General features: G+C 63.6%; 24 protein-coding genes and 2 pseudogenes. 6 read left to right on the forward strand and 20 right to left on the reverse strand.

From position 1 onward, the window contains the following. The 4 genes and pseudogenes from JC607_RS25375 to JC607_RS10410 all read right to left on the reverse strand — a co-directional run. The coding region (locus tag JC607_RS25375; protein ID WP_233092849.1) for a hypothetical protein at nucleotides 1-413 on the reverse strand (413 nt) is incomplete at its 3' end. A gap of 509 nt (nucleotides 414-922) precedes the next feature. Next, nucleotides 923-1,080, reverse strand: a pseudogene (locus tag JC607_RS10395) (IS3 family transposase); the annotation flags it as partial. Between the two features lie 2,663 nt (nucleotides 1,081-3,743). Continuing rightward, nucleotides 3,744-4,131 (reverse strand): annotated as a pseudogene (locus JC607_RS25380) (transposase); the annotation flags it as partial. A 130-nt stretch (nucleotides 4,132-4,261) separates the two neighbouring features. Continuing rightward, a complete protein-coding gene (locus JC607_RS10410; protein WP_198836960.1) occupies nucleotides 4,262-4,873 on the reverse strand; it encodes a hypothetical protein in 612 nt (203 codons plus the stop codon). Between the two features lie 529 nt (nucleotides 4,874-5,402). Here JC607_RS10410 and JC607_RS10415 point away from each other — a divergent pair. After that, on the forward strand, nucleotides 5,403-6,323 hold the full coding sequence (locus JC607_RS10415; protein WP_198836860.1) for a manganese-dependent inorganic pyrophosphatase: 921 nt from the start codon (nucleotides 5,403-5,405) through the stop codon (nucleotides 6,321-6,323). Nucleotides 6,324-6,392: 69 nt separating this feature from the next. Here JC607_RS10415 and JC607_RS10420 read toward each other — a convergent pair whose 3' ends face one another. Both JC607_RS10420 and JC607_RS10425 read right to left on the reverse strand, forming a co-directional pair. Then, nucleotides 6,393-7,634, reverse strand: coding sequence for an Hsp70 family protein (locus JC607_RS10420; RefSeq protein ID WP_198836952.1), 1,242 nt, complete (start codon nucleotides 7,632-7,634; stop codon nucleotides 6,393-6,395). Nucleotides 7,635-7,726: 92 nt separating this feature from the next. Next, nucleotides 7,727-7,945 (reverse strand): YdcH family protein, encoded by a 219-nt coding sequence (locus tag JC607_RS10425; RefSeq protein WP_198836861.1) that lies wholly within the window; start codon nucleotides 7,943-7,945, stop codon nucleotides 7,727-7,729. Between the two features lie 224 nt (nucleotides 7,946-8,169). Here JC607_RS10425 and JC607_RS10430 point away from each other — a divergent pair, with 224 nt between their 5' ends. Together JC607_RS10430 and JC607_RS10435 are read left to right on the forward strand one after the other, a co-directional pair. Further along, complete coding sequence (locus tag JC607_RS10430; protein ID WP_092895369.1) at nucleotides 8,170-8,592, forward strand: Hsp20 family protein; 423 nt, start codon at nucleotides 8,170-8,172, stop codon at nucleotides 8,590-8,592. A 4-nt stretch (nucleotides 8,593-8,596) separates the two neighbouring features. Next, nucleotides 8,597-8,824 carry a DUF1150 family protein gene (locus tag JC607_RS10435; RefSeq protein WP_092895371.1) on the forward strand — a complete coding sequence of 76 codons (228 nt, stop codon included), beginning with the start codon at nucleotides 8,597-8,599 and terminating at the stop codon, nucleotides 8,822-8,824. A 426-nt stretch (nucleotides 8,825-9,250) separates the two neighbouring features. Here the strand turns inward: JC607_RS10435 and JC607_RS10440 are convergent, their stop codons facing one another. The 3 genes from JC607_RS10440 to trxB form a co-directional block, all read right to left on the reverse strand. Further along, nucleotides 9,251-10,957, reverse strand: coding sequence for a bifunctional sulfate adenylyltransferase/adenylylsulfate kinase (locus JC607_RS10440; RefSeq protein ID WP_198836862.1), 1,707 nt, complete (start codon nucleotides 10,955-10,957; stop codon nucleotides 9,251-9,253). A gap of 242 nt (nucleotides 10,958-11,199) precedes the next feature. Then, nucleotides 11,200-12,306 carry a 2OG-Fe(II) oxygenase gene (locus JC607_RS10445; protein ID WP_198836863.1) on the reverse strand — a complete coding sequence of 369 codons (1,107 nt, stop codon included), beginning with the start codon at nucleotides 12,304-12,306 and terminating at the stop codon, nucleotides 11,200-11,202. 164 nt (nucleotides 12,307-12,470) lie between these two features. Further along, nucleotides 12,471-13,412, reverse strand: a complete 942-nt coding sequence (trxB, locus tag JC607_RS10450) for a thioredoxin-disulfide reductase (RefSeq protein WP_198836864.1) — start codon at nucleotides 13,410-13,412, stop codon at nucleotides 12,471-12,473. Between the two features lie 254 nt (nucleotides 13,413-13,666). Between trxB and JC607_RS10455 the strand changes: the two genes are divergently transcribed. Beyond that, nucleotides 13,667-14,167 carry an Lrp/AsnC family transcriptional regulator gene (locus tag JC607_RS10455; protein ID WP_092895375.1) on the forward strand — a complete coding sequence of 167 codons (501 nt, stop codon included), beginning with the start codon at nucleotides 13,667-13,669 and terminating at the stop codon, nucleotides 14,165-14,167. Between the two features lie 710 nt (nucleotides 14,168-14,877). On the opposite strand, the gene JC607_RS10460 is transcribed toward JC607_RS10455, so the two are convergent. The 4 genes from JC607_RS10460 to lgt all read right to left on the reverse strand — a co-directional run bounded on the left by JC607_RS10460 (nucleotide 14,878) and on the right by lgt (nucleotide 18,075). Beyond that, a complete protein-coding gene (locus JC607_RS10460) occupies nucleotides 14,878-15,117 on the reverse strand; it encodes a hypothetical protein (RefSeq protein WP_198836865.1) in 240 nt (79 codons plus the stop codon). A 198-nt stretch (nucleotides 15,118-15,315) separates the two neighbouring features. Then, the gene (pgeF, locus tag JC607_RS10465; RefSeq protein WP_198836866.1) at nucleotides 15,316-16,074 is read right to left on the reverse strand and encodes a peptidoglycan editing factor PgeF; all 759 of its coding nucleotides are present in this window, start codon (nucleotides 16,072-16,074) and stop codon (nucleotides 15,316-15,318) included. Beyond that, a complete protein-coding gene (locus JC607_RS10470; RefSeq protein ID WP_370584784.1) occupies nucleotides 16,067-17,173 on the reverse strand; it encodes a class I SAM-dependent methyltransferase in 1,107 nt (368 codons plus the stop codon). Before JC607_RS10470 ends, pgeF begins: the two co-directional genes overlap by 8 nt. Beyond that, entirely contained in the window at nucleotides 17,170-18,075 is a 906-nt protein-coding gene (gene lgt, locus JC607_RS10475; protein WP_198836867.1) for a prolipoprotein diacylglyceryl transferase, read from the reverse strand. Before lgt ends, JC607_RS10470 begins: the two co-directional genes overlap by 4 nt. Nucleotides 18,076-18,295: 220 nt before the next feature. Here lgt and JC607_RS10480 point away from each other — a divergent pair, with 220 nt between their 5' ends. After that, nucleotides 18,296-18,556: an accessory factor UbiK family protein gene (locus JC607_RS10480; RefSeq protein ID WP_198836868.1), complete on the forward strand. Its 261-nt coding sequence runs from the start codon at nucleotides 18,296-18,298 to the stop codon at nucleotides 18,554-18,556. Between the two features lie 98 nt (nucleotides 18,557-18,654). On the opposite strand, the gene JC607_RS10485 is transcribed toward JC607_RS10480, so the two are convergent. Continuing rightward, the gene (locus JC607_RS10485; RefSeq protein ID WP_198836869.1) at nucleotides 18,655-19,116 is read right to left on the reverse strand and encodes a hypothetical protein; all 462 of its coding nucleotides are present in this window, start codon (nucleotides 19,114-19,116) and stop codon (nucleotides 18,655-18,657) included. 213 nt (nucleotides 19,117-19,329) lie between these two features. On the opposite strand from JC607_RS10485, the gene JC607_RS10490 reads away from it, so the two are divergent. Beyond that, a complete protein-coding gene (locus tag JC607_RS10490) occupies nucleotides 19,330-19,815 on the forward strand; it encodes a VOC family protein (protein ID WP_198836870.1) in 486 nt (161 codons plus the stop codon). A 3-nt stretch (nucleotides 19,816-19,818) separates the two neighbouring features. On the opposite strand, the gene JC607_RS10495 is transcribed toward JC607_RS10490, so the two are convergent. From JC607_RS10495 to JC607_RS10520, 6 genes are all read right to left on the reverse strand, one after another. Beyond that, nucleotides 19,819-20,670 carry a TIGR02186 family protein gene (locus JC607_RS10495; protein ID WP_198836871.1) on the reverse strand — a complete coding sequence of 284 codons (852 nt, stop codon included), beginning with the start codon at nucleotides 20,668-20,670 and terminating at the stop codon, nucleotides 19,819-19,821. Next, entirely contained in the window at nucleotides 20,667-21,587 is a 921-nt protein-coding gene (locus JC607_RS10500) for a sulfite exporter TauE/SafE family protein (RefSeq protein ID WP_198836872.1), read from the reverse strand. Before JC607_RS10500 ends, JC607_RS10495 begins: the two co-directional genes overlap by 4 nt. An 85-nt stretch (nucleotides 21,588-21,672) precedes the next feature. After that, nucleotides 21,673-22,467 carry a purine-nucleoside phosphorylase gene (locus tag JC607_RS10505; protein WP_198836873.1) on the reverse strand — a complete coding sequence of 265 codons (795 nt, stop codon included), beginning with the start codon at nucleotides 22,465-22,467 and terminating at the stop codon, nucleotides 21,673-21,675. A 100-nt stretch (nucleotides 22,468-22,567) separates the two neighbouring features. Beyond that, nucleotides 22,568-23,572, reverse strand: a complete 1,005-nt coding sequence (locus tag JC607_RS10510; RefSeq protein ID WP_198836874.1) for an ABC transporter permease — start codon at nucleotides 23,570-23,572, stop codon at nucleotides 22,568-22,570. Further along, the gene (locus JC607_RS10515) at nucleotides 23,572-24,678 is read right to left on the reverse strand and encodes an ABC transporter permease (protein ID WP_198836875.1); all 1,107 of its coding nucleotides are present in this window, start codon (nucleotides 24,676-24,678) and stop codon (nucleotides 23,572-23,574) included. Before JC607_RS10515 ends, JC607_RS10510 begins: the two co-directional genes overlap by 1 nt. Next, nucleotides 24,678-26,324 (reverse strand): ABC transporter ATP-binding protein, encoded by a 1,647-nt coding sequence (locus tag JC607_RS10520; protein ID WP_198836876.1) that lies wholly within the window; start codon nucleotides 26,322-26,324, stop codon nucleotides 24,678-24,680. Before JC607_RS10520 ends, JC607_RS10515 begins: the two co-directional genes overlap by 1 nt. Nucleotides 26,325-26,334: the final 10 nt, after the last annotated feature.

The raw sequence follows: 26,334 nt of genomic DNA on the forward strand, positions 1-26,334 counted from the left end.
AAGGGGATAGGGTCGCGGCCGGCGGCAGCAAATTCAAGGCGGTCAACAACCGTGAGCGTAACGTCAGCAAAGGGAAGATCGCCAGCCGCCTTGCGCATCTGGAAGCCGAAGCTGGTCGCTATATCGGGGAGGCCGAACGGATCGACCGTCAGGAAAGCGGCGAGGCCAGGGCCGAAACTGCCGCCCGCCTGACCGGTCGCTATCCTGGCATCCGGCGCGAGATCGAACGGCTTCCGGCGATGGAGAAGGCCCTGGATGATGCGCCGGACGGCCAGATATCCCTGACCGATCCCGACGCGCGTGCCATGGCTGCCCGCGCGCAGCACCGCGGGCATGCTGGCTATTATGTTCAAAGCGTTGTCGATGCCGCGCCCCATCTGATCGTGACCCACGAGGTCGCCACCCAGGGCCATGACCGGGATCTTCTGACACGGATGGGGAAGCAGGCCAGGGATGTGACGGAACGGGATGAGATGCACATTCCTGCCGATAAGGGCTACTTCAGCGCCCACGAGATCCTGGCCTGCCATGAGGCAGCTATACTGGACCAACGCATGCAAGGGGGGCGCTCTGAAGGATCGCTGCATAGCGGGAGATGAGCGCCGGGTTTCTCGGTGGGAGCACGAGTATCTTATCGTTGCGTCGAACGCCAGGCGGTGCGGCTCCGCTGCAAAGATGCGGGTTCGCGGGTCAAAGGTTGAGCATCCCTTTCGGCACCCTCAAAGCCTGGATGGCGCACAGCCATGTCCTGACGCGCGGCATGAAAAGAGGGGGGAGCGACATGGCACGCAACGTCCTCGCCCAGATTATCAGACGCATGATCCCGCTGATCGGGTTCGGAGGGCTGATGCACGCGATCCAGAGTGGATCCGGCGGCGCCGACGCCAGATTTGCGGTCGGAACGCCCGCTTGCGAAGCTGCTTTAAGCTATCATAGCGCGGGCTTCGAACTCCATCGGGCCGCTGTAGTCGGTTTCGAATGCCGCCCATGTGGGTTGTAGAAGCGCTCGATGTAATCGAAGACGTCGGCACGCAGTTCGTTGCGCGTCCGGCAGACCTTTCTGGCTGTCCGTTCGGCCCGGAAGTCCCGGTCGGCCTGGAAGTCCCGGTCGAGAATGGTGCCGTCGATCACCGACCATGCGCCGTCATCCTTAAGCTTGCCGCGGCGCCTCGGCCGCGCCCGCAAGGCATTGAGTGTTGCCGCGCACGAAGTTCTGGACGGTTGCCGCTTGGCTTCTGGACAAAAAAGATTGCCCGTCAGACCGTGCGATTGCAGCCTGATCCCTGCCGGTTTTTGCCGTCAGAACGCCGCTGCGATCCCGGTCGCCCATTACGGGTCTGGTAGCCACCCGAGCTGTCACCGGGAGCATCATTTCCAGTATTGTCCGTTCCGGCAACCAGATTACCAGCCGCATCAAAAAACCGCAGACGAAGGCGCAAGCTCTGTGCCTGGGCTGTAGCTTCTTTTGCCTCAATCACAACCGAGGCGCTGATTTTCCCACTCACGAAATCCCTGAGGTCAAGGAGGGGAGAAGAGCACTCTGTAGCTGTGGCGGAAGCGGGTGTTGCCGTCGCTCTCCTGCCGTTTCTGGTCACAATGTTCAGCACCCTGGACCGGCACGATGTCTGGTCGCCGGAAGTCAGGAGTCGCCGGAAGTCAGGAACTGAGGGTCCGGAGAATAGTTGGCAGATATGGCGCCCCAGACCTCCTGAATCCGTCGCTTAGTCTCAGGTGTCCCATCAACAGGTGCCGTGCTTGCATAACCGTGCTTACTTCGGACGCCTGAGCAGCCGGAGCAGTCGGTTGATCGAAGTGGCGAAATCCACAGACGCCAGGAACTCAATGCGGTTGTTCCCGCGCACCGCCTGGATGCGGTCGAGGTGCTCGCCATTCCCGGAAACCACCTCCCCCGGGCGCGTGTTCCCGTCAATGAGGCGGGGCGTGACAGTCCCGGCCGTGCGCCCTGTCACGGTGAAGGGATGGCGATACCATTTGCCCGTGCTGGTCTCCGAAGCTCTGGCCGATCAGATCGGCAGTGCCGGGCGTATGTGTGGCCAGACCGCCCACAACCGCCCGGCCCGCCTCGGCGTCCCAGGCGGCAGGATTTGTCATCGCGCCGCCGGTAACAAGGTTCAGACGCGTGGTATCGCCCAGCGGGATCGAGAGTGCCTGGAGCGGTGAGGTGGTCTGAGCCGCGCCGACGGTATCGGTCTCGCAGTAAAGCACATCCCAATTCGCCCGGAAACCTGGATGCGCGCGGTTTTCACATCATCGCCGGTCGAGAGCGGGATCAGCGCACCGCCCAAAAGGGGCGCGATGCAGATTGCGTCCTGATCCAGCGCCGCCGGCTGATCGATGCTGACACCACCATTCGCGGCCGGAATGCTGCCAGTGGTCCAGCTGCCTGACATGCCGGCGCGGTGACCGATCTCAAAACTGGCTGTGCTGACCGGCCCGCAGCCTGCGACGAGGGAATAGAAGATGATCCCCGCCTCACCGGTGTCTGCGGCACCGAAGCTGACACCCGAAAACCGGGGCGCGGGCGGTTGCATGGTATTCTCGCCGATCTTGGCGCCGATCTCGGCGCCGCCCCGGCCGGGCCAGGGCGGGGTCTCGGCCGCGTCCGCCAGCTCGTCGATGATATCGGCGGCGGCAACGGCCCGGATGATGGCGCATTGATCGGTGGTCGCTTCGATACTGGTCACAACGCGGTCAAAGCTGTCCTGCCCCATGATCCCGAAATGCACGATATCATCCGCCGCATCATCCGCCGCCGGCACCGGCCCCGTGCCGGTCAGCGCCAGCAGCTCCGTTTCCCCGGAAACTGTCCGGACAGAGCGCACAACCGACTGGCCGATGGTGTCAGGCGCCATATGGGGGGGGCGGCTCTCATAGACCCGGAAGCGCAGGCCGTAATCCGCTCCCTCGGCCATGGTGATGAGATTGTCGAGCCCGAGCAGCTGGCCGTGAACCGAACGGAAACGGGCAAGCTGCTGGGTCTGACGCAGCACATAATGGTTCAGCGCCACCCTGTCAGCGCGTGTCGCGACCCGCAGGAGGCCCTCCTGCGTGACCTCGATCACGTCCGGGCGATGATCTGCCTCATGAAAGCGCCGGGTCGCCTCGCGCCAGACGATGGCCGCATTGGTCAGCCCGGGCAGTGACAGCTCCTCGGTCAGGGTGATGTCACCCTCATAGCCCGGACGGCGCGCGATCCGCCGCGCCTCGCGGAGGTCGTTCTCTTCCTCGTTGAACGGTACGATCCAGGCATGGGGCTTTTCCGTATAGGTGCGGCGCAGGTTGAAATCCCAGCTGTTGCGCGGGCTGATGTGGTCGACGATCAGGCCCTCGGGCCGGTCGATGACCACACCCCATTTGCGGCCGTCATGGCGGGGGGCAGCCCGGCCGGCGGCGGCGATCTCGGCCCGCGCCTCGCGCAATGTCGAACCGGCCTGATCGAGCACCCGGTTATAATGCGGCTGTTTAGACTGACAAAACCTTTGCCAGTCGGCCAGCAGCTCCAGATCGATCTGATCGTCACGCTGGCGGCGGGGATTGAAGGGCGCCCGCAAGGCGAAGCGGTAAAGGCTTGCCGGGTTTGAGGTGGGGCGCGCGATCCAGCTGCCCGTTCCCTGTTTCCAGTCGAGCGACCGGCGCATCACAAGGGCGCTGAAATTGTCCAGAGCGCCGGACAGCTGATGCGTGGCCGTCACCCGCAGCGCGACCATCGCCAGCGGAGGCGGGTGGACGCATTCATACTTCAGGCAGCGCCAGAGGCGCTCGATGAAGATGTTGTCGATGCAGCGTCTTTTGCCGTCCATGGAGATCCGGGTGCCGACGCGCTTCAGCCGATCAGTCCATGCGAAGGACGTGAACTTTGAACCCTGGTCCGTATTCATGATCCCCAGAATCCCCAGAAGCCCCGGAAGCCCCGGAGCGCCAAAGCGGTGGATGGCCTCATTCTACGCCTCGACGCAGAAGTCAGCCTCCCCTCGCCATGGCCCTCGAACCAATGGCGACCCATGGCACGATGTTCGAGATGCGCCAGGCCAGCACCTTGCGGGTGAACCAGTCCATCAACGCCACCAGGTAAAGGAAACCACGCCGCATCGGCAGGTAAGAGCTCTTCGCGTTGATCTGACCGCCCGTGCCCGCCACCGGAGCCGGACCGGGCCTGCTGTCGGGGCGATACGGACATTGCCAGATGAGCTTGAGGCCTGACATCAGCAGAAGGAGCGACAATATACCCCGCAGCCAGCGGTCAGAAAGACAGCGGCTCTCCTCCGTCGTCAGCCCGGCGAACTTCGGCGGCAGAGCGTACCACAATGGGCCCGGAAACCGGAGCCGCGGGCTCCGGCTCAGGCCCGGGCTCCCGAGGGGGCGGGACCGTTTCGGTGAGGCGTTCTGCAAGCGCGGTATCCGCCACGCCGATCCATGCGGCGCATTCCGCAGATGTGATGCCTGCTGCAAGCTGCCCCGCCAATGCCGGGGCGAACTCTGTTCCGCCTGAAGAACCGCTTCCCGTTGGCCCTGAACGGCCGCCTGGCCTTCGATCAGCAACCCGCCGCAGAGAGAGAGAACCTTTGCTGTCCAAACGACGTTCCTCTCCGGTCTGCATCCTGAATTCCGAGGCGATAAGGTTCATCTGCGCCTCCGGCCTCATGGCTCTCACGAGCATGGCACGCGTGATTTCCAGCGCAGCCAGATCGGCCCCGCTGGCGCCCGCCGCGGTCAGCCGCACGATGACCGGGCGGTTAAGGCTGGCGCGCAGTCCGAATTCCGCCATCAGCTTCCAGACCGTGGCAGTGGTACAGTCGGCACGGGTGTCTTCCTCCGCAGACCCCGCGGGATTCATCTTCACCACCAGATCCACCTGCCGGATCCGGGACAGTTCTTCCGCAATGACATGCGAAAGCCTTCCCGTCTTCCGACATGGAAAACAGATTATGGGTCACGGTATCGAAGATACGATCGCGCGCTGCAGCCAGTTTCCGCCGGAAAACACAGGCTTCCGCGTGCGTCTGGCCGGGCAGAGAGAGCCGGATCATGCAGATTCCAGTGGAAATCCCCGGAAACCGCCGACGCCAGCAGAACACGTTCCCGCGCCGCAACAGATGAAGATGTTTGCCCATAAAAGCTCCGGGTCAAGGGCGAACAGGCCAGCACCGTCAGGATATGTGTGACACCCTGATGTGACAGATCACAGCAGACATCTGCCTGCTGCATTGACGTTTAAGCAGAAAATACACCAGACAGCTCTGAATATCCCGGCCGGAACTTCCGGATTCAGTCAGAGGCGCAGGTTTTTCACTTCGACGCACGCTCGCGGCTTCAGGTGACAAGCGCGGTCTCCTTGCCTATAAGGCGCGGCGAAACTGTGCTCCTCCCGCAAGGAATCTGACATGACGATCAAGGTTTTTGGCCACAAATCCCCCGATACCGATTCCACCGGTTCGCCGATCATCTGGGCCTGGTATCTCTCGGAGATCAAAGGCACCCCGGCGAAGCCGTATCTGCTGGGCGAGCCGAATACCGAAGCCGCTTTCGTGCTGAAGCATTGGGATCTCGCGAAGCCCGCGATCATCGCGGATGTTGCTGCCGGCGATGAGGTTGTGATCGTCGACACCAATAACCCCGCCGAGCTGCCGGCTTCGGTCAATGAGGCCTCGATCATCGGCATCATCGACCACCATATGCTGGTCGGCGGGCTGAAGACCAAAGCGCCGATCGACATCACCATCCGTCCGCTCGCCTGTACCGCCACGCTGATGCATGATCTGATCGGCGCAGATCTGGCCAGGGCTCCGAAAGGCATCAGGGGCGCGATGCTGTCCTGCATCCTGTCGGACACGCTGGCATTCCGCTCGCCGACCACCACGCCGCATGACAAGGCTGTGGCAGAAAAACTCGCCGCTGATCTGGGCGTTTCGATCCCCGATTATGCGAGCCAGCTGTTCGAGGCGAAATCGGACGTCTCCGAATTCTCGGATGAGGTTCTGCTGCGGATGGACAGCAAGGAATACAATATCGGCGGCAAAGAGCTGCGGGTTTCGGTGCTGGAAACCACCGCACCGAAAGTTCTGCTCGACCGTAAAGCCAGCCTGATGGCCTCGATGCCCGCTGTGGCTGCGGCAGATGGCGCTGATCAGGTGCTTTTGTTCATCATCGACATTCTGAAAGAGGAAGCCACGCTTCTGGTGCCGAATGACCAGGTGAAGACGATTGCCGAAGCCTCGTTCGGCGCGAAAGTCGAAGGCGACACGGTCGTGCTGCCCGGCATCATGAGCCGCAAGAAGCAGATCCTGCCGTCGCTGAAGGTCTGAGACCGCGGGGGCATCCCGGGGGCATCGCGGTAAAAAAAGGGCGGCCCTTTGGGTCGCCCTTTTTCGCAGTCACGCGGCGGCGGCGAGGGCCAGGCCGTCGACCACTGCGGTAAAAGCCTCGGATCGGTGGATGCGGGCTTCGGGCAGGATCCCGGTTGCCAGATCGCTGACCAGCCGCATCAGGCTCGAGCCGCCGACAAGGATCACCGCGCCGATCTGATCCGCCTCGAGCTCGGACAGGCGCAGCGTCTCGCGGATCGCCTGATCCAGCGCCATACGGTAGTCGCGCAGTGCCAGATCCAGCGAGCCGAAGGAGATCGGTGCCGAAAGGCCCGGCTCGACAAATTCCATCGCGATACGGGGCTTTGCCTCGCCATTATTGGCCGCGATCTTGCCACGCTCGACCGCGAAGGCCAGTTCATGGCCGAGCTCGTCGCTCAGCACGGTGGCGAGGCGTTCAAGCCGTTTGCGATCCACCGCCACGCGCAGCATCGAGGCGACTTCGCGTCTGGTTTCCGGCGTGTAGAGGAAGGGGATCCGCGCCCATGTGGCAAGGTCGGAATAGATCGCATTCGGCACCGGCAAAAGCCCCGGCCCCATTTCGCGCCTCAGCTCGCCCCCCTGGCCAAGGCGCGGCATGACATGGGCGAGCGAGACGGAGTGGTCGAAATCGGTGCCGCCCAGCCGGATACCGTGACTGGCGAGGATATCGACCTTGCCGCCAGCCGCGCGGAAGACGGTGAAATCCGAGGTGCCGCCGCCGATATCAATGATCAGTCCGGTCTGATCGCCGATCTCTTGCTGGCAGGCCCAGGCGGCGGCTTCGGGTTCGGCCAGAAAACCGACATCGGTGAAGCCGGCGGCGCGGTAACAGGCGCGCAGATCGGCAAGGGCCTGGGCGTCACGCCCGGGGTCATTGCTGTGGAAATGCACCGGACGGCCCGAAAGCACGCGGTCCGGACATGCACCGAGGCTTTGGGCCACGCGGGCGCGCAGTTCGACCAGAAAAGCGGTGATGATATTGGCAAGGCTTTGCCTTTTACCGCCGATCATCCTGGTCTCATGCAGCAAGGGCGTGCCGAGCACCGATTTCAGCGCCCGCATATAGCGGCCTTCATCCCCCGCAATCAGCGCCTCGCCTGCCGCGCGGCCGATGCGCATCGCGCCGCCTCCGGGCGGGAAGAAGACGGCGGTGGGAAGGGTGTCACTGGCCTCTTCGATGGCGATGCGCTGCACCTGGCCATCGGGTCCGGTTACCGCAACCGCTGTATTCGAGGTGCCGAAATCAACCGCGAGAACCTCTGCCTGCATCATCGCCGCCCGTCATGAAAGGGATTGGGGCGCGCGACGTAGCCTAAACCCCGGACCGCCGCAAGCGGGGGGAGAACAAACGGCCGGATGGCTCAGGCGATGATATCCGGGATCAGCCGGTCTTCGATGGTGGCGATCTGGTCCTTCAGCGACAGCTTTTGCTTTTTCAGCCGCCGGATCGTCAGGATATCCGGACGCCCGTTCTGTTCCAGCGCATAGATCGCCTCGTCGAGGTCACGATGTTCCCGGCGCAGAACCCCGAGTTTCACGCGCAGCATCTCATCAAAGCTCATTTCAGAGGGGACATTCATGGCTGGACGCGGGTCTTTGCTGAAGGTTCTGATCAAATCATAGAGCCGATTGATGATTCGGAGAAGCACCGCCCTGCGGAATGCGGAAATTTTCCCGTATTGGCGGTGATTTGCCGGCCTTGCAGCCGGGCGAGGGCCGCCCCATATTCCACACTACCGGGGCAGGTCGCCGATGACGGGGCCCGCCGCCGCGAATTGTCGCTTTGTAAAAGGACAGTCCGGGAATGACGAAACTCAGCTTCGGGGCACACCCGTTCCTTCTTGGGTTTGAACAGCTTGAACGGCTGGTCGAACGCACTGCCAAAAGCGGTGAAGGATATCCCCCCTATAATATCGAGGCCGTGACCGAGAACGCCTACCGTATCACGCTGGCGGTGGCCGGATTTCGGGAGGAAGACCTTGCGATCACGGTCGAGGACCGCCAGCTGGTGATCCGCGGCCGGGTCTCGGATGGCGAGAACGGGCAGGAACGTGTTTTCCTGCATCGCGGCATCGCATCGCGCGCCTTCCAGCGCAGTTTCGTGCTGGCGGATGGGGTGGAAGTGGCGGGCGCGCATATGGAGCATGGGCTCTTGCATGTCGATCTCAGGCGCCAGGTGCCGGAGACCGTCGTGCAGACGATCAGGATCGGGCAGAGAAAGGGGTAAGAAGATGAATACGCCGTTTGAAGGATTTCCCGAGGGCAAGAGCCGCATCGTCTATGTCAGGCCGGTGGCGGTGGAAGACCTGCCCGAGGAAGTGCGCGAACAGGTCGGCGATGCCGGCGTGATCTATTCGGTCCATGCGGTGGACGGCCAGCGCCTTGCGCTGGTGGCGGATCGCGCTTTGGCGTTCAACCTGGCCCGCGCGCATGATTTCGCGCCGATGTCGGTGCATTGAGGCGCTGATTGCGTCACGGACCGGGCGGGGGCGTTGCTCCGGAGGTTTTCACCAGGATGACAGCATGCAGGCAGGGCGGCCGGTGGGCATGACCTGCCTGCATTTTCCCTGAACTGGTTTCCGGTGGAGCAGGTGGCCCCGGAGCCGTCACGGGATGTTGTGACCCCAGGGGAGCCAGATCGGACGGGATCTGTGCCGAACGCAAGCAGAGATCCGCTGACTGGTTTTGATTTTGCATCTGGTTTGGGAATGGCAGGTTCTGTCGCACCGGCGGAGGCGTATTGTCAGCCCTGAAACGACCATTCCGACCGGGCATTCAGCCTTAAATGGCGATTGGGCCGCAGGACCCGCTATCGGTTACGCGCAATGGAAACGGCCGGAAAGGGGTGTCCTTTCCGGCCGTTCCTGATTTTGCGGGGCGATGCCTCAGGCCTTGATCAGGCCCATGGCTTCGAGCTTCAGGATCACCTGATGCGCGCAGTGATCGACCTCGGCACCTTCGGTGTCGACGCGGAGTTCCGGGGTTTCCGGCGCCTCATAGGGGTCGGAGATGCCGGTGAATTCCTTGATCTTGCCTTCCCGCGCCAGCTTGTAGAGGCCCTTGCGGTCGCGCTTTTCGCATTCCTCGATCGAGGTCGCGACATGGACTTCGATAAAGGCGCCAAAGGCTTCGATCATCTCGCGGACCGAGCGGCGGGTCGAGGTATAGGGCGCGATGGGCGCACAGATCGCGATGCCGCCATTCTTGGTGATTTCCGAAGCGACATAGCCAATGCGCCTGATATTGATGTCGCGATGCTCTTTCGAGAAGCCAAGCTCGGAGGACAGGTGTTTACGCACCACATCGCCATCCAGCAGCGTCACCGGACGCCCGCCCATTTCCATCAGCTTCACCATCAGCGCATTGGCGATGGTCGACTTGCCTGACCCCGACAACCCGGTGAAGAACACCGTGAAGCCCTGTTTCGAGCGCGGCGGCGAGGTGCGGCGCAGTTCCTTGACCACTTCGGGGAAGGAGAACCAGTCGGGGATTTCCAGCCCTTCGCGCAACCGGCGGCGCAGTTCCGTGCCCGAAATATCGAGGACGGTCGAACCTTCCGGCACTTCGTCCACGGGGAAATACTGGGATTTCTCCTGGACATAGACCATCTGTTTGAAATCGACCATTTCGATGCCGATCTCGGCCTGGTGCTTTGCGACCAGCTCCTGGGCGTCATAGGGGCCGTAGAAATCCTTGCCCTGGCTGTTCTTGCCGGGACCGGCATGGTCACGACCGACGATGAAATGGGTCAGGCCATGGTTCTTGCGGATGATCGCATGCCAGAGCGCTTCACGCGGGCCTGCCATGCGCATCGCAAGGTTCAGAAGGCTGAGATGCGTGGTCGATTGCGGGTATTTGTCCAGCACTGCCTCGTAGCAGCGCACGCGGGTGAAATGGTCGACATCGCCCGGCTTGGTCATGCCGACAACCGGCTGGATCAGCAGATTGGCCTGCGCTTCGCGCGCGGCGCGGAAGGTCAGCTCCTGGTGGGCGCGGTGCAGCGGGTTGCGGGTCTGGAAGGCGACGATCTTGCGCCAGCCCATTTTGCGGAAGAAGGCGCGCAATTCATTCGGCGTGTCGCGGCGCGATTTGAAATCGTAATGCACCGGTTGCTGGATGCCGGTGAGGGGGCCGCCCAGATAGACTGCGCCTGCGGTATTGTGCAGGTAGTTCACCGCCGGATGGGCGAGATCGTCGGCGCCGAACACCTTTTCGGCCTCATTCGCCTTGTTCGGCACCCATTTATCGGTGACCGAAAGGATCGCGAGGATCACCCCTTCCTGATCGCGCAGCGCGATGTCCTGGCCCGGCTCGATCCCTTCGGCGAATTTTTCGGATACATCCAGCGTGATCGGCATCGGGAAAAGCGTGCCATCGGCGGTGCGCATATTCTCGACCACGCCGTCATAATCGGCCTCGCCCATGAACCCTTTCAGCGGGTAGAACCCGCCATTCATCAGAAGCTCGAGGTCACAGGTCTGGCGCGGGCTCAGATCCCAGGAGATCAGCGCCGCCGCCTCATGCTTAAGCTTTTGCGCAGAATCGTAAGAGACGTAAAGCTCGGGGATCGGGGCAAGATTGGGGGACGACATTCTGATGCCTTCTTTTCCTTGACGACCTGCGGGGAGACCCCCGCGCGGCGGATTGCTGTCTTGTTCGGCGCGGGCTTAGACCGTGAATATGACGAAATTCAAGCCAAAGCCCGGCAAACTGGCGGGAATAAGCACAATTGTCGCGGCCCGGGCCCGGGAGCGGACCACAATTCGCCACGGGTGCCTTCGCGTGGTCCTTCCTTCCTTTCGATCTGCGGGCGCGGACGGGCTGTCGCGCCGTTTCACCCCTGCGCCGGGGCCGGGACGATGCTCGCCATATTAACTTCGCGGATTTTGGCGGCCTCGTCATCATAGACGAAGGGCAGGAACGCATAGCGCCTCCCGCGTGTGACCGGCGAGACCCGGTGCAAAAGCGAGCAGGAAAACACCACCGCGCCCCCGGGCGGCGCCTTCAGCCCGTCGGGACCATATTCGGGAAAGCTGACCTCGCCGCCGTCGAAATCGGAATTGAGGTTGACCGAGACCGCAAACCGCCGATGCGCCGTGCCCAGGGTGGTGTTGTCACGATGCGGGCTGAAATGCCCGCCCTCGGCTGCATCATAGCAAGAGACGATATAGCGCTCCATCCGGGTGGCGTTGAACTGATGCACCTTGCGGATCTCGGGAAGAACGCGGCGGCGGATCGCAGTCTGAATCCGCCCGATCACCGCCTGATCGGTAATGTCGCAATCGCGGCGGCTTTTGAATGTCAGGTCATTGACGCCAACGGTTCTGTCCCCGACCTGCCGCATGGTGCCCGAAAGCTCGCCGCCCCTTGCCTCATAGGTGGCGATCAGGCTCTCGCAGAGGTCGGGCTCAAACACGCGCGGCAGGCACAGGACCGGGGCCTGGAGCCGCATACCGGCAAAACGGTCGGGGGCGGGCTGGCTTTCCAGGATGCCAAGGATGCGCGCGATATCCGATCCGTCCTGTTCAAAAGGCACAGTCGCAATCATCCGCATCGTGGGATCCATCAACGCCCAGAGGGGCCGCAGCCCGGTCCCCGGCTGCACCGTCTCACGCGGGGCGACGCCATAGAGTTTTGCGGCGGTCAGATCAGTGTCCCATAAAAAGCGATAGCCGGGCAGGCGGTTTTGCAAACGCCCGTCCTGGTCACGCGGATCGGCGCTGATCCCGAAAAACGCGGCGAATCTGTCATCAAAGAGGTCCGTGCGCGCCAGCACCGCCCTGAGGCGGGGGGCGCAATGCGGGCTGGACGTGCTGCCGAAGAAGCACAAAAGCAGATAACGGCCGGCGACGGTATCAATGGCATAGCCCGGTGACGCGGCAGAGGGCAGGGTGACCCAGGGCGCGGGTTCCCCGGCTGTGATCTGAAGATAGGAAAGCAAAAGCGGCCTTTGGTCAGGAAAGGGATCGTGCACAATCTGCGGGTGAGTTCCGGCAGTCTGGCCCGAAGCCTCGGAGGTGACCAAATCACAAAAATTTGAACTGGCCTGAATGGCTTCCGCCTGTCACATCGGGACGCGACAGGCGGGGCTCAGGACGGGCGTGGTCAGGGCTGTTCGGCCAGCCAGCGCTCGGCATCAAGCGCCGCCATACAGCCCATGCCGGCCGAGGTCACAGCCTGACGGTAGACATGGTCGGTCAGATCTCCGGCCGCGAAGACGCCGGGGATCGAGGTGCGGGTGGTGCCCGGCTCGACCTTCACATAGCCGCCGTGATGCAGTTCCAGCTGATCGGCCACCAGCTCGGACGAGGGCGCATGGCCGATGGCGACAAAAAAGCCCGCGACCGGCAGATCATGGGTGGCGCCGGTCTTCAGGTTCGAGACCCGCACCGCCTCGACGCCCAGCGGGCTTTCGCCCCCCAGCACCTCGGTCACTTCACTGTCCCAGATCACCTCGACCTTCGGATGTTTGAACAGCCGGTCCTGCAGGATCTTTTCCGCGCGCAAACTGTCGCGGCGGTGGATCAGCGTGACTTTCGAGGCGAAATTCGTCAGGAACAGCGCCTCTTCGACGGCTGTATTGCCGCCGCCGATCACCGCGACCTCTTTGCCCCGATAGAAAAAGCCATCACAGGTCGCACAGGCCGAGACGCCAAAGCCCTTGAACTTCTCCTCAGACGGCAGGCCCAGCCATTTCGCCTGCGCACCCGTCGCCAGGATGACGGCATCGGCGGTATAGGTGGTGCCGCTGTCCGCAACAGCGGTGAAGGGGCGGTTTTTCAGATCAAGCGAGGTGATGTAATCGGCGATGATCTCGGCGCCCATCTCGCGGGCATGGTCTTCCATCTCGATCATCAGATTGGGGCCCTGGACGGTTTTCAGACCGGGCCAGTTCTCGACATCGGTGGTGATGGTCAGCTGCCCGCCGGGTTGCAGGCCCTGGATCAGCAAGGGTTGCAACATGGCGCGCGCGGCATAGACCGCAGCCGTATAGCCGGCCGGGCCGGAGCCGATGATCAGAACTTTGGTATGCCGCGTCTCAGCCATGTCGGTCCTTCCCCGCCACCCGGTCGGGGCGGCCTGATGTCGCTTTCGGCGCGCGCCGTTCCGGCCGCGCCTGTTCAGGAAGGATATAGACAAGGCGGGACCGGGCCGGAAGCCCCCCGGAAATCGCGGCTGCGAAATGCCGGTATGCAGGGCGCGCCTCGCAATCCTGAGTGTGTTGGGGGCGTTACCATTGAAACATTGTTGCGCAAAAACAGGCAAAAGCCTATTGAGGCGACGGAACTAAGGAGTAACCCATGGCGAGCCACAAGCTTGACGAAACCGACCGGCAGATCCTGGCGGAGCTGCAGTCAGACGGTCGGATGACCAATGTCGAGCTGGCGAGCCGGGTGGGCATCTCTGCGCCGCCCTGTCTGCGGCGTGTGCGCACCCTTGAAGAACAGGGCTATATCAGCGGCTATCACGCCGATATCGACGCAAGGGCACTTGGGTTCGAGGTCGCGGTCTTTGCCATGGTGCGGCTGTCCTCGCAGGCCGAAAGCGATCTCTCGGCCTTTGAGGAACGCTGCCGCGCCTGGCCGCTGGTGCGCGAGTGCCATATGCTGAACGGCGAGATTGATTTCATCCTGAAATGCGTCTCGCCGGATCTCTCGACCTTCCAGACCTTTCTGACGACGGAACTGCTGACGGCGCCGAATGTGGCCAATGTCAAAACCAGCCTGGTGATCCGCAATGCCAAGGATGAGCCCGGTGTGCCCTTTGGGGTGCTCGAGGCGCGTCTGGCGCGCAATGCCTGAGACGGCCCCGGGCGGCTGCTGCGGGGCGATATAATTTTCGCGGTCGCTTAGGGAACCGGATGACGGGTATTCGGGTTGGATCAGTATCGCCAGGGGCGATACGGTCTGGTCATGAGTGCGCCATTACGGATGTGATATCAGCGAGTTTGCCTGCGGGGGCCGGTCATCTGAACCGGCCCTGGCAGGAGGTGTTTCGAAGCGGGAAACAGGCGCGGTGTTTTGCGGCACGGCCTGAACCGTCAGGGTGACGTGATCCCTGGGATCTCGTGACAGTGAGGGATCTCGTGAAAGTTAGGGTGAACCGGGTGCCGGGTTAAAGGGGCGTCAGGGTTAACTGGCCCGCTGAAATGAAAAACGGCCCCGTATTCTGTGCCAGAGGAGCACCGGGGCCGTTCTTACTCACCGCGTCTCCCGTGTCGTGAGCGGCGACCGGGAGAGATCTGGAACAGCGCAGCGGTCTGGACCGTTTCGAGCTCCGGATCATAGTCAGGGACTTTGACCTGACACTATTCGTGCGTCGGTTGCGCCCCATTGTCAAACATTTGCCGTTGTTGCAGGGCTGAGATCGAAGAAATCCGCCTGAATCCCTGGTATTGTTTCGAATTCGCTGTTGTTGAGCCGCCGCAACCGCCGCAATTCAGACTTTCACGCGGCATTTGGGCCGGTGGATGACCGAATCCCTGTCGCCCCGATTCGTGCTTAACGTGCGGTCAGCGTGCCGCGATGCCACCCGCAGGGCCATTGCGGCGGAAAAGCGGGGTGGTCGGGCGATGCGAGCTGCCGGTGATCACCTCGACCGGTTTATGAGTCGCTGTGGCAGATTTTGCGGCGCGCATCCAGGGAAAGGCCGGAAGCGGTTGCCCCGAGGCCGCGATCACGCTTTGCAGCCAGCGGCGTTGGGTCTTGGCTTTTGTGGTTTCGGACTTCGGCGGGAACATCTTGCTTGCCATGCTGCGTCTCCTCGATACTGCGCTCGGTTTAGCGATGGCCGGGTCTGATGCCCTGGGTTTCATCGCGTCTTGCCGGCAGAATCGCTGAACAATGCGGCGTTGTTTTGGCCGATGGATCTGAAATTGTGGTCATTTCCAGGCGGGATGAAATGCGCCAAAATCGGGCGCATTGTTTCCGGATCGCCATCGCCTGCCCGGTCAAAGCCGGATAGAGGCGATCAGCCGGCCATAATCAGCCTCGCCGGCATGGGTCGTGCGGCGGTAGGAAAAGAAGCGATCCGGGTCGGCATAGGTGCAGTGCCCGACCCATTCGGCATGGCCGATCCCGGCGCCGCGCAGCCGGTGCAACCCATAGGCCGGCAGGTCGAACTGGTAGCGCCCGTTCTGGCCATTGGCGAAGAAACGGGCATTCTCCGGATCCTCGGCGAGGAAATTCTGCAGGAAGTCTTCCGTGACCTCATAGGCCGCCTGGCTGATGGTCGGGCCGATTGCGGCGCGGATCCGCGCGCGGCTGGCCCCGATTGCCTCCATCGCGTCAACCGTCGCCTCAAGCACGCCGGTCATGGCGCCGCGCCAGCCGGCATGGGCCGCGCCGATCACGCCGGATTCCGGGTCGGAAAACAGCACCGGCTGGCAATCGGCGGTCAGCACCGACAGCGCGACGCCCGGCAGACGGGTCACCATCGCATCGGCTTTCGGGCGCTCGACCGGGTCGCCGGGGGGCGCGGTCACGGTCACCACATCGGGCGAATGGACCTGATGCACCGAGAGCAGCCCATCGGCGCCGACCCCCATCGCTTCGGCCACGCGGGCGCGGTTGATCGCCACGATCTCGGCCTGGTCGGTGGAGCCGAAGCCGCAATTCAGCCCGGCGAAGATCCCCGAAGAGGCGCCGCCCTTGCGGGTAAAGAAGCCGTGGCGCTGCGGGATCGCCCCGGAGGTGATGATTTCAAGCATCGTTTCTGCCTCCCCTGGCAGCGCTTTGGGCCATGATACTCCCGACCGGAAATCCCGCAGGGGGCGGCGTTCCGGGCGGATGGATGGCGAGGGCTTTGAACAAGGTCCCCATTTCTGCGGGATCGGTCAAGCGGTGTGCGGCGGCAAGCGGGTCATTGCGTGCAGCAGCCGGATGGGCGGCAAGTTGCTGAGCCCGGGGCCCGATGCCAAGCGCGGTCAAAAGCGCGCCCTGGGTCGTATAAGAGGCTGCGGCGGGCAAAGCTGCCCGGGCCAGCGCCCCGAAATCGACATGGGCGGTCAGATCCGCCTCGCCGGGTGTGGCAAAGGGGTCGACCCAGGCATGGTCGCGCATGGCCTGGAATGTATCGCCAAGGCTCTGCCAGCCCCCATAATCGACGATCAGCGCCAGCCCGCCATGGCGACGGATGCGGCCCGAGATTTCCGCCATGATCGGAGCGGCGGCGGGACAGATCTCGACGAGGCTGCCTTCGGAGATATCCTGACGGTGATCAAGCGCGGCCAGCGGGCCAGGCGGTGCGCGGCCGGGGGTCAGCGCTTCACCCGAAAGGCCGATCATGGTTTCCGCCCAGCCACCGCTCTGGCGGGTGAACTGACGGATCGGCAATGCGTCGAAAAACTCATTGGCCAGCAGGAACAGCGGCGCCTGAGGCAGATCCTGCACCAGAGGCAGCCAGCGCGGCTGATGCCCGGCAAGGGTCTTCGCCTGTATGCCGCGAAGTGTCGCGGAGGCCTCGATCAGCACCAGATCGGCGGCGGCGTGGAAACCCGGCACGCGGGCGGTGGCGCGCAGCACATCGGCCATCAGCGTGCCACGCCCCGGCCCGCATTCGGCCAGGGTAAAGCGTGCAGGCGCGCCCTGATCCTGCCAGGATTGCGCGAGGCACAGGCCCAGCAATTCGCCAAACATCTGACTGATCTCGGGGGCGGTGGTGAAATCTCCGGCCTGGCCGAAAGGGTCACGGGTGGCGTAATAGCCAAAGCGCGGATGCAGGAGGCAGTCGGCCATATATTCGGCAAGGCTGACCGGCCCGCTGGCGCGGATGCGGGCGGCGATCAGCTCTGCCAGCGGGGTTGTCACGGCGTGACCGTCTGTGCTCCGGGCCGGCGGAAGACGAACCACAGCCCGATCAGGATCATCGGCAGCGACAGGGCCTGGCCCATGGTCAGCCCCCAGCCGTTGATATGGAAGGCAAGGCCCAGCAGGTTATCCGGCCCGACGAATTGCGCGTCGGGCTGGCGGACAAATTCGACGAGGAACCGCGCGAGCCCATAGCCGGCGATGAACACGCCCATGATCCGGCCCGGAAAGCGCAGCCAGCCGCGTTTCCAGACCAGCCAGAAGATCAGCGCGCCCAGCAGCAGCCCTTCAAGCGCCGCCTCGTAAAGCTGGCTCGGGTGGCGGGCGCAAAGCGTGACCAGGCCGGGGCAGGTCTGTGCCGCCTCACCGGGGAAGATCACGCCCCAGGGCAGATCGGTCTGCCGGCCCCAGAGCTCGGCATTGATGAAATTCGCAAGCCGCCCGAACAAAAGGCCCGGCGTTACGGCATAGGCGAAAAGGTCCCCGACCGAGAGGGGGGCCAGGCCCTCGCGCCGGGCAAAGATCAGCCCTGCCACCGCCACGCCAAGGAAACCGCCATGGAAGGACATGCCACCATCCCAGAGCCTGAGCGCCGCCATCGGGTCGGCCATGAAATTTTCGGGCGAGAGGTAGCGCCCGGGCTGGTAGAACAGCACATAGCCCAGCCGCCCGCCGATGATCACGCCAAGGATCACCCAGGTCAGCAGGCGTTCTACCTGTTCCGACGTCATGGGTGCTGCGCCCGGCGCCCAGAGCCGCGCGGTCCTGACCGCCCTGGTCACCAGAAACCAGCCCAGCAGCAGCCCGGCAATATAGGCGACCGCATACCAGCGCAGGGCGAAACTCATGCCAAACAGCTCGACCGAAAAAATGTCAGGGGAGAGATTTGGGAAAGGGATCATCCTGCGCTCCTGCTGGCGGCCGGGGCGCAACGGCCTGGCCCGAGATGCTTGTCATGTGACGCTTTTGCGTGAGACGCTTGTCTTGCGGGCAGGGGATGAAGTCAACTGCAAGGGCCGCGCCGCATCGATGGCCTCAACACTTGTGAACGGGCGTGCGGGCGCGCATATAGGGTCAAAGCGACCCGGATCCCCCCGGGGCCGACGACAAGGGATGGCCGAGATGCAGAGCCGCAACAAATTCCTCGACGATATGAGCCAGCTCATGACCAATGCCATGGGCGTGGCCCAGGGCGCGCGGACCGAAGCCGAAACCGCGATGAAAAGCATGGTCGACCGCTGGATGGCCGGGCGCGACTTCGTGACCCGCGAGGAATTCGACGCGGTGCGGCTGATGGCGCAAAAGGCGCGCGAGGAGAATGAGGCGCTCTCGGCCCGGATCGCAGCGCTTGAGGCGGTGACGGGCGGCGCAAAGGCGAAGTAGTCCGGGTTTCCCGTCAAACCTGTGATGCCCTTTAAGTATGGGAAATAACCAAAGGCACCGGATCGCTCCGGTGCCTTGGTTATTTCAGGCAGGCCGCGTCAGGGGCGGATCTGATCCATCAGCGCGCGCCAGTCCAGATAGGCTTTTTCCTGATCGGGCAGCGGTGTCAGATCGCCACCAGCCTCAATGAGCGTCGCAATCGTGCGCGCTTTCAGCTCTGGCTCTTCGCTGCAGGCGAGCGTGCTGTTGTCCAGGAGATCAAAGGCCGGCGTCTCGTATTTCGCGATGATCCCGTCGGTATCAAGCTTCAGCTCGCCATAGGCCAAAAGGTCAAAGCCGTCGGTCAGCAGTGAATGTTCCTCATCCGAAAGGCTCGCCTCCGGGCAGTTCTGGCTGAGGACGAGGGTGTTTTGCATATCCGAAAGCAGCCGGTCAGCCGCGACCGGATCCTGCGCGATCCCCGACATATCGGGCAGCGTGATATAGACTTTGCCATCGGCGAGCGCCGCGGTAGCGCCAAGGCCGAGCGTGACAGCGGCGGTCAGGAAGATGCGTTTCATCTGAGTAACCTCACAGAGTTGCCAGCCGACTATTGCGCCGCGCGGGGCGCTGCGAACAGGCCGGGTTTCCTGACCCGCCGGCTTTCCCCGCCGGTCTGTCTTCACAACTCTGCGATCTCTGCACAGATCCGGTGCGGGAATCGCTGTTTTCGCAAGGCCGGGGCACCTCTATCTGTGAGGGGAAACATTTTTGTGAGAAGGGAGAGCGATCTCATGACGACCCCGATCCATCCCGCGACCCGCGTGGGCCATGTGCATCTCAAGGTCTCGGATCTTGACCGTGCGATTGGCTTTTACTCCGGCGTGCTGGGCTTTGAAGTCACCCAACGGTACGGCGCCCAGGCGGCATTTTTGTCGGCAGGCGGCTATCACCACCATATCGGGCTGAACACCTGGGAATCGCTTGGCGGCACGCGCCCGGCCCCGGGGACGGTGGGGCTGTACCATTCGGCCTTTCTCTATCCCGACCGCAAGGCGCTGGCCAATGCGCTTAAACGCCTGGCCGAGGCGGGCTATCCGCTGACCGGCGCCTCGGATCATGGGGTGAGCGAGGCGCTTTACCTTGATGACCCCGATGGCAATGGCGTCGAGCTTTACTGGGACCGCCCCGAAGCCGACTGGCCGCGTGATGAGAAGGGCGGGCTGATGATGGTCACCCGCCGCCTTGATCTCGGGAAACTGCTGGCGGAAGCTGACTGAGCCCTAGCGCCGGATCAGCCGGGTCGCGGCCGAGGCGGCCCAGCCGGCAAAGGCGGCAATCGCCAGCGACAACAGGCCGTAAAGCAAGGGCTGCTCGCGCGAGAGGTTGAAGACCATGCGCTCCAGCCCTTCTTTGCGCACCCGGATCCAGCGCTCGTGGTTTGCAATGACCTTGCCGTCGCGCAAGAGGAACATCCGCACCCGGTAGACGCCTTCGGTCAGGTTCGAGGGCAAAGTGAGATCGGCGCGAAACAGCGTCTGTTCTGACAGCTGGACACGGTTTTCCAGCATCCGGTAGCGCCCCTCATTGGTGCGCACCCGGATCATCGAGCGGATGAACTCACCCTCGGCCAGCAGGATCGGGAAAAGCGGCATCGTATCCGGGTCGCCGCCCCGGGCGACCCAGGCTTCGGTCGCGGCATCCGCAGCTTCAAGATGCACCAGCTGGTCGATGGAAATCGCATGTTTGCGATTCTCCTCGGCGCTCAGGATCTCGTCGAGCTTGCCGGTGGTGGCCACGGCGTAGAAGCTGGGCGCGCTGGAGATATTGACGGAGTCGCGATTGATCCAGATTCCGGCGGTGCGTTCCTTGCGCCTGACGGTGACCGGGCCGGAGGGGCCCTCGGCGGTCACGATCACATCAAGCCGCCCCTGCGGCGCCGGCGCGTCGCGCCGGACGGCGCCATAGACGAGGATCTCGTCGCCATCGAAATTCGCGGTGATCGAGACGCGGTTCTGGCTCAGGCCAGAAACGATTGTCTCGGCCGGGGTGTCTGGGACGCCATCCTGTGCGGCGTCCTGCGCCATAGCGGGACCTGCGAGGATCAGCATGGCGATCAGGGCAAGCCGCCTCATGGCAGCACCCCGGGCATCACCGAATAAAGCTCGACCGGGCGCAGCAGCAGATCAACCGCAATCCTGAGCGCCACCGCGACGACGAGCAGCGACAAAAGGACGCGCAGCTGTTCGGCCTTGAGATAGACGCCCACCCGGCTGCCGATCTGCGCCCCGATCACGCCGCCGAAGATCAGCACCAGCGCCAGCATCATATCGACGGTCTGCGAGGTGACCGAATGCATGATGGTGGTAAAGGCCGAGACGAAGATGATCTGGAAAAGCGAGGTGCCGATCACGACCTTGGTGGGCATGCCCAGCAGGTAGATCATCGCCGGCACCAGGATGAAGCCGCCGCCCACCCCCATGATCGCGGCCAGAAAGCCGGTGAAAGCGCCGATCGCCATCGGCGGGATCACCGAAATATAAAGCCCCGAGGCGCGGAATTTCATCTTGAACGGCAGGCCATGCGCCCAGGAATGGGTATGGGCGCGGCGGATCTGTACCTTGCCGCCCCGCGTCCGCAAAAGCGCGCGCAGGCTTTCCTGCAACATCGTCGCGCCGATAAAGCCCAGGAAAACGACATAAGAGATCTGCACGAACAGATCGACCTGGCCCAGTGATTGCATCAGCGCAAAGACCCAGATCCCGATGGCAGAGCCGATGAAACCGCCCGCAAGCAGCACGGCTCCCATGCGGAAATCGACCGCCTTGCGCTTCATCTGCGCCAGCACACCCGAGACCGAAGAGGCCACCACCTGGTTTGCGCCGGTCGCCACCGCCACAGCGGGCGGCACGCCGATGAAGAACAACAGGGGGGTGATCAGAAAGCCGCCGCCAACCCCGAACATTCCCGAAAGAAAGCCCACGATGCCGCCGATCCCGAAGAGCAGGAAAATATTGACCGAGACCTCGGCGATGGGGAGGTAGAGCTGCATTGCAAAAGGGGCCAGGCCGGATCAGCAGGGGAAGTCCTGGCTCAGGTTTGCCCGGCTGCGCCCGGAAGTCAAACCGGCTTTCGCTTCACGCGAGATCACGAAGGTATCGGCGCAGGATCCGTTCCAGTTTTGCCGCACCATGGGGCGCCATGGCTTTGGTGTGATCATGGCTGATCGCCTCGTCCGAGAGGCCTGCGGCCATATTGGTGATGGTTGAGATTGCCGCAACCTCGAGGCCGAAAAACCGCGCGAGGATCACCTCGGGCACGGTGGACATGCCGACCGCATCGCCGCCGAGCAGTTTGAGCATGCGAATCTCGGCCGGGGTCTCGAAAGAGGGGCCGGAATACCAGCAATAGACCCCTTCCTTAAGCGGGATCGATTCGGCCTCGGCCGCCCGGGTGAGCGCCTGGCGCAGCCGGGGGGAATGGGCGTTTGTCATGGGGACGAAGCGGGCATCGGTCGGCTCGCCGATCAGCGGATTGCGGCCATTATAGTTGATGTGATCGGAAAGGAGCATCAGATCCCCGGGCGGAATGTCGGGGCGCAGGCTGCCGGCGGCATTCGTCACGATGAGATCGGTTGCGCCAAGATCGCGCAGGGTTTCGAGGGCTGCGCGCATCGCGGCGGCGTTGCCGTTCTCGTAGTAATGTTCGCGCGCGCCGAAGACCGCGACGCGGATGCCGTCCAGCGTGCCGATATGGAGATGCGGATCATGGCCCGAGACGGTGACATGCGGGAAGCCGGGCAGATCGGCATAGGGGATTGCAGGGCCATCAACGGCCTTTGCCAGATGCCCGAGACCCGAGCCGAGGATCAGACCGAGGCGGATGGGGGCGGTGCCTGCGCGGGTGCGGATAATGTCGGTCGCTTTGGTCATTGGGGTGTTCCGTGGTGGCCGGGAAAGCCGGGGGCGCTTCGCCCCCCGGACCCCCCGAGGATATTTCAGGACAGAAAATGAGATTGGCGCGTGCCGGAGGTCAGCGTTCTTTCACATAGGGCTCGCCCCCGGCGCGGGGCGGAGTGGCTTTGCCGATGAAGCCCGCGAGGACGAGGACGGTCAGGATATAGGGCAGGGCATCGAGGATCGGGCCCGGGACGCGGGTCTGGACGATGGCCGTCACGATATCGGGGCGCAGCGCCAGGGCCTGGAAAAAGCCGAAGAGCAGGCAGGCCCAGAGCGCGGCAACCGGGCGCCATTTCGCGAAGATCAGGGCCGCAAGCGCGATATAGCCGCGTCCGGCAGTCATGTCGCGCCCGAACCCGGCCTGAAGCGCGGTGGACATGTAAGCGCCGGCAAGGCCGCAGAGGATGCCGGTGATGATCAGCGCCGAATAACGCAGCCGGATGACCGAGACGCCCGCGGTATCGACGGCCGCCGGGTTCTCGCCCACCGCGCGCAGGCGGAGCCCGTAACGGGTGCGATACATGAGCCACCAGGTCAGCGGCACGATGGCGAAGGCGAGATAGACGAGACCGGCATGGCCCGAGAGGACCTCGGCGTAGAAGGGGCCGATGCCGGGCACATTGCGCAATGTATCGGTGAAGGGCAGCGTGACCGGGCTGAACCGCGCATCGCCGGCCAGTTGCGGTGTGCGCCCGCCCTGGCCGAAGATACTCTGCGCGGCCAGAGAAGTCAGCCCGGCGGCGATGAAGTTCAGCGCGAAACCCGAGATCAGCTGATTGCCCCGGAAGGTGATCGAGGCGACACCATGCAGCATCGAGAAGGCCAGCGAGGCGAGGATACCGGCGAGCAGCCCCCAGATCACCGGCGCCAGGATCCCGAGCGCGCCCCGGTCCGGCATGGCGGCGACCAGCGCCGCCACGGCGGCCGAGGTCATCGCGGCGGCCAGCATCTTGCCTTCGAGGCCGATGTCGAAAATCCCGGCGCGTTCGGACCAGAGCCCGGCAAGGCAGGCCAGGAGCAGCGGCGTTGAAAGCCGCACGGTCGAATCGAGAAGCTGGAGGACCGAGGCGTAATCCATCAGGCAGCCTTTGCTTTGGACGGGCGGCGGGGCAGGCGGGCGAAGACACGTTCCAGCCCCATGCGGACCATCATATCCAGCGCTCCGGTGAAGAGGATCACGAGGCCCTGGATCACCACCCGCATCTCGATGGGAATGGCAGTCATAAAGCCAAGTTCGGATCCGCCCTGGAAGATGAAGCCGAAGAGGAACGCCGCCAGCACCACGCCAAGCGGATGGTTTCGCCCCATCAGCGCCACGGCAATGCCGATGAACCCGGCGCCGGCGGCGGAATTGCCGAGGAGGCGGCCGGCGTCTCCCATCACATTGTTGACCGACATAAGGCCTGCAAGCGCGCCCGAGATCAGGAGCGCGGTCATCGTGGTCTTTACCGGGCCGATCCCGGCGTAACGCGCGGCGCCTTCGGATTTGCCCAAAGCGCGGATGCGATACCCGGTGCGGCTGTGCCAGAGGAGGAGCCAGATCACCAGGGCCGCCGCAAGCGCGAGGAACAGCGTGACATTGGCCGGCACGCTGCGCGGGAAGAGAAGATCAAGCCCGGGGATCTGGTTAAATCGCGGCAGGGCAAGTTCAGCCGGGAAACGGGCACTGGACGGGTCTTGCGCGCCCATGGGTCGCAGCACATCGACCAGCATGAACATCAGAAGGCTTGCCGCGATATAGTTGAACATGATCGTGGTGATCACGATATGGCTGCCGCGCTTCGCCTGGAGCCAGGCGGGAATCGCGATCCAGGCGGCGCCAAAGGCTGCCGCCGCGAGCGAGGCGCCGAACAGCGCCAGCGTCCAGTGCGGCCAGGGGATACAGAGGCAGGCCAGCGCCACCCCGAGCCCGCCAAGCTGCGCCTGGCCCTCGCCGCCGATATTGAAGAGACCGGCATGAAAGCCCACGGTAACGGCGAGGCCGGTGAAGATGAAGCTCGTGGTGTAAAACAGCGTATGGCCCCAGCCGGAGGCGGTCATCAATGCCCCCTGGACCATGGTGGTCAGCGCAAACCAGGGGCTCTCGCCGATTGAGAGGATCACCAGCGCAGTCACGAATGCCGCAAGTGTCAGCGAGATCAGCGGCACGAGGACCAGATCGGCCCATTTCGGCAAGGGCTGCATCAGGGGGCCTCTGCCGTTGGTCCGGGCGGGGTCTGTTCTGGAATTCGGGCGGGGGCAATGCCGGCCATCAGGCAGCCGATATCGCCCTCGGATGTGGTTGCCGGGTCTCGCTCCCCCATGATGCGGCCGTCGAACATGACGGCGATACGGTCGGAAAGGCTCATGATTTCATCAAGCTCGACCGAGACCAGCAGGATCGCCTTGCCCTGGTCGCGCAGCGCGATGATCTGTTTATGGATGAATTCGATGGCACCGATATCGACGCCGCGCGTGGGCTGGCCGATCAGCAGGATATCGGGATCCTGTTCGAATTCGCGGGCAATGACGAGCTTTTGCTGATTGCCGCCGGAAAAGCTTTTGGCGGCCAGGGTGTGGATCGGGGGGCGGATATCCCAGGTCTGCATCTTGCGGGCCGTGTCATCGCGGATCGCCTGATTGTCGGTGAGAAAACCGCGCGCCCAGGCCGGGTCGTCATCATAACCGAGGGCGGTATTCTCCCAGGCGGTGAAGTCGAGGATCAGCCCCGCATTCTGGCGGTCTTCGGGGACATGGCCGATCCCGGCCTGGCGCCGGCTTTTGCCATCTGCGCCGCGCCCGCTCAGGGGCAGGTCCCGGCCTTTCAGGGTGAGGCGGCCGGAAACCTTTTCGCCGGGACGGGTCATGCCGCCAAGAATTGACAGGAGTTCCGATTGACCGTTGCCGGCCACGCCCGCGATGCCGAGGATCTCGCCGGCGCGCAGCGTCAGGCTGACGGATTTCAGCCGCTCGACCCCGTGTTCATCCTGGAGCGTGAGGTTTTCGGCGCTGAGGAGGATCGGGCCGGGCCGGGCCGGCGCCTTGACGGTTTCCAGCAGCACCTTGCGCCCGACCATCAGCTCGGCGAGCCGGGCGGGGCTGGTCGTGGCGGTGCGGAGCGTGCCGACAAGGCGGCCGCGCCGCATGACCGAGACAGTGTCGGTGGCCTCCATGATCTCGCGCAGCTTATGGGTGATCAGGAGGATGGTTTTGCCCTGGTCGCGCAAGCCTTTGAGGATGCGGAAGAGGTGATTGGCCTCTGGCGGGGTGAGGACGCCGGTGGGTTCGTCGAGGATCAGGATATCGGCGTTGCGCCAGAGGGCTTTCAGGATTTCGACCCGCTGCTGATGGCCGACCGAGAGGTCTTCGACCAGGGCGTCGGGATCGACCTCGAGCCCGTATTCGCGCGCAAGGGCGGTGAGGCTGTCGCGGGCACGCCGGAGCGAGCGGCCCAGAAGCGGGCCATCTTCGGCGCCGAGGATGACGTTTTCGAGCACGGTGAAATTCTGCACCAGCTTGAAATGCTGAAAGACCATACCGATGCCGGCGCGGATCGCACTCAGGCTGTCGGGAAGGGCAGTCGGGCGGCCATGGACCAGTATTTCGCCCTGATCGGCGCGGTAAAAGCCGTAAAGGATCGACATCAGCGTCGATTTGCCGGCGCCGTTTTCGCCGATGATGCCGTGGATCGTGCCTTTCGGGACGGAAAAGCTGACCTCGTCATTGGCGCGGACCGGGCCGAAGCTTTTCGAGATGCCACGCAGCTCGATGGCCGGGGGATCTGTGACAGAGGCCGGGGGGTTAAGACCCCCCGGACCCCCCGCGTGGCGCCCGCCTGCGTCGCCCGGCATCTGCCCTGGC

It is taken from the genome of Paracoccus sp. IB05 (assembly GCF_016405985.1).
GTDB lineage: Bacteria > Pseudomonadota > Alphaproteobacteria > Rhodobacterales > Rhodobacteraceae > Pseudogemmobacter.

What these genes read in the sequence shown, in the direction of transcription:
- trxB (WP_198836864.1), bottom strand. Translation starts at nt 13,412, where the DNA reads ATGGCTGAGACGCGGCATACCAAAGTTCTGATCATCGGCTCCGGCCCG.
- JC607_RS10515 (WP_198836875.1), bottom strand. Translation starts at nt 24,678, where the DNA reads ATGCAGCCCTTGCCGAAATGGGCCGATCTGGTCCTCGTGCCGCTGATC.
- JC607_RS10500 (WP_198836872.1), bottom strand. Translation starts at nt 21,587, where the DNA reads ATGCAGCTCTACCTCCCCATCGCCGAGGTCTCGGTCAATATTTTCCTG.
- JC607_RS10435 (WP_092895371.1), top strand. Translation starts at nt 8,597, where the DNA reads ATGAATACGCCGTTTGAAGGATTTCCCGAGGGCAAGAGCCGCATCGTC.
- JC607_RS10480 (WP_198836868.1), top strand. Translation starts at nt 18,296, where the DNA reads ATGCAGAGCCGCAACAAATTCCTCGACGATATGAGCCAGCTCATGACC.
- JC607_RS10460 (WP_198836865.1), bottom strand. Translation starts at nt 15,117, where the DNA reads ATGGCAAGCAAGATGTTCCCGCCGAAGTCCGAAACCACAAAAGCCAAG.
- JC607_RS10485 (WP_198836869.1), bottom strand. Translation starts at nt 19,116, where the DNA reads ATGAAACGCATCTTCCTGACCGCCGCTGTCACGCTCGGCCTTGGCGCT.
- JC607_RS10440 (WP_198836862.1), bottom strand. Translation starts at nt 10,957, where the DNA reads ATGTCGTCCCCCAATCTTGCCCCGATCCCCGAGCTTTACGTCTCTTAC.
- JC607_RS10425 (WP_198836861.1), bottom strand. Translation starts at nt 7,945, where the DNA reads ATGAATGTCCCCTCTGAAATGAGCTTTGATGAGATGCTGCGCGTGAAA.
- JC607_RS10455 (WP_092895375.1), top strand. Translation starts at nt 13,667, where the DNA reads ATGGCGAGCCACAAGCTTGACGAAACCGACCGGCAGATCCTGGCGGAG.
- JC607_RS10495 (WP_198836871.1), bottom strand. Translation starts at nt 20,670, where the DNA reads ATGAGGCGGCTTGCCCTGATCGCCATGCTGATCCTCGCAGGTCCCGCT.
- JC607_RS10505 (WP_198836873.1), bottom strand. Translation starts at nt 22,467, where the DNA reads ATGACCAAAGCGACCGACATTATCCGCACCCGCGCAGGCACCGCCCCC.
- JC607_RS10415 (WP_198836860.1), top strand. Translation starts at nt 5,403, where the DNA reads ATGACGATCAAGGTTTTTGGCCACAAATCCCCCGATACCGATTCCACC.
- lgt (WP_198836867.1), bottom strand. Translation starts at nt 18,075, where the DNA reads ATGATCCCTTTCCCAAATCTCTCCCCTGACATTTTTTCGGTCGAGCTG.
- JC607_RS10520 (WP_198836876.1), bottom strand. Translation starts at nt 26,324, where the DNA reads ATGCCGGGCGACGCAGGCGGGCGCCACGCGGGGGGTCCGGGGGGTCTT.
- JC607_RS10420 (WP_198836952.1), bottom strand. Translation starts at nt 7,634, where the DNA reads ATGCAGGCAGAGGTTCTCGCGGTTGATTTCGGCACCTCGAATACAGCG.
- pgeF (WP_198836866.1), bottom strand. Translation starts at nt 16,074, where the DNA reads ATGCTTGAAATCATCACCTCCGGGGCGATCCCGCAGCGCCACGGCTTC.
- JC607_RS10510 (WP_198836874.1), bottom strand. Translation starts at nt 23,572, where the DNA reads ATGGATTACGCCTCGGTCCTCCAGCTTCTCGATTCGACCGTGCGGCTT.
- JC607_RS10430 (WP_092895369.1), top strand. Translation starts at nt 8,170, where the DNA reads ATGACGAAACTCAGCTTCGGGGCACACCCGTTCCTTCTTGGGTTTGAA.
- JC607_RS10490 (WP_198836870.1), top strand. Translation starts at nt 19,330, where the DNA reads ATGACGACCCCGATCCATCCCGCGACCCGCGTGGGCCATGTGCATCTC.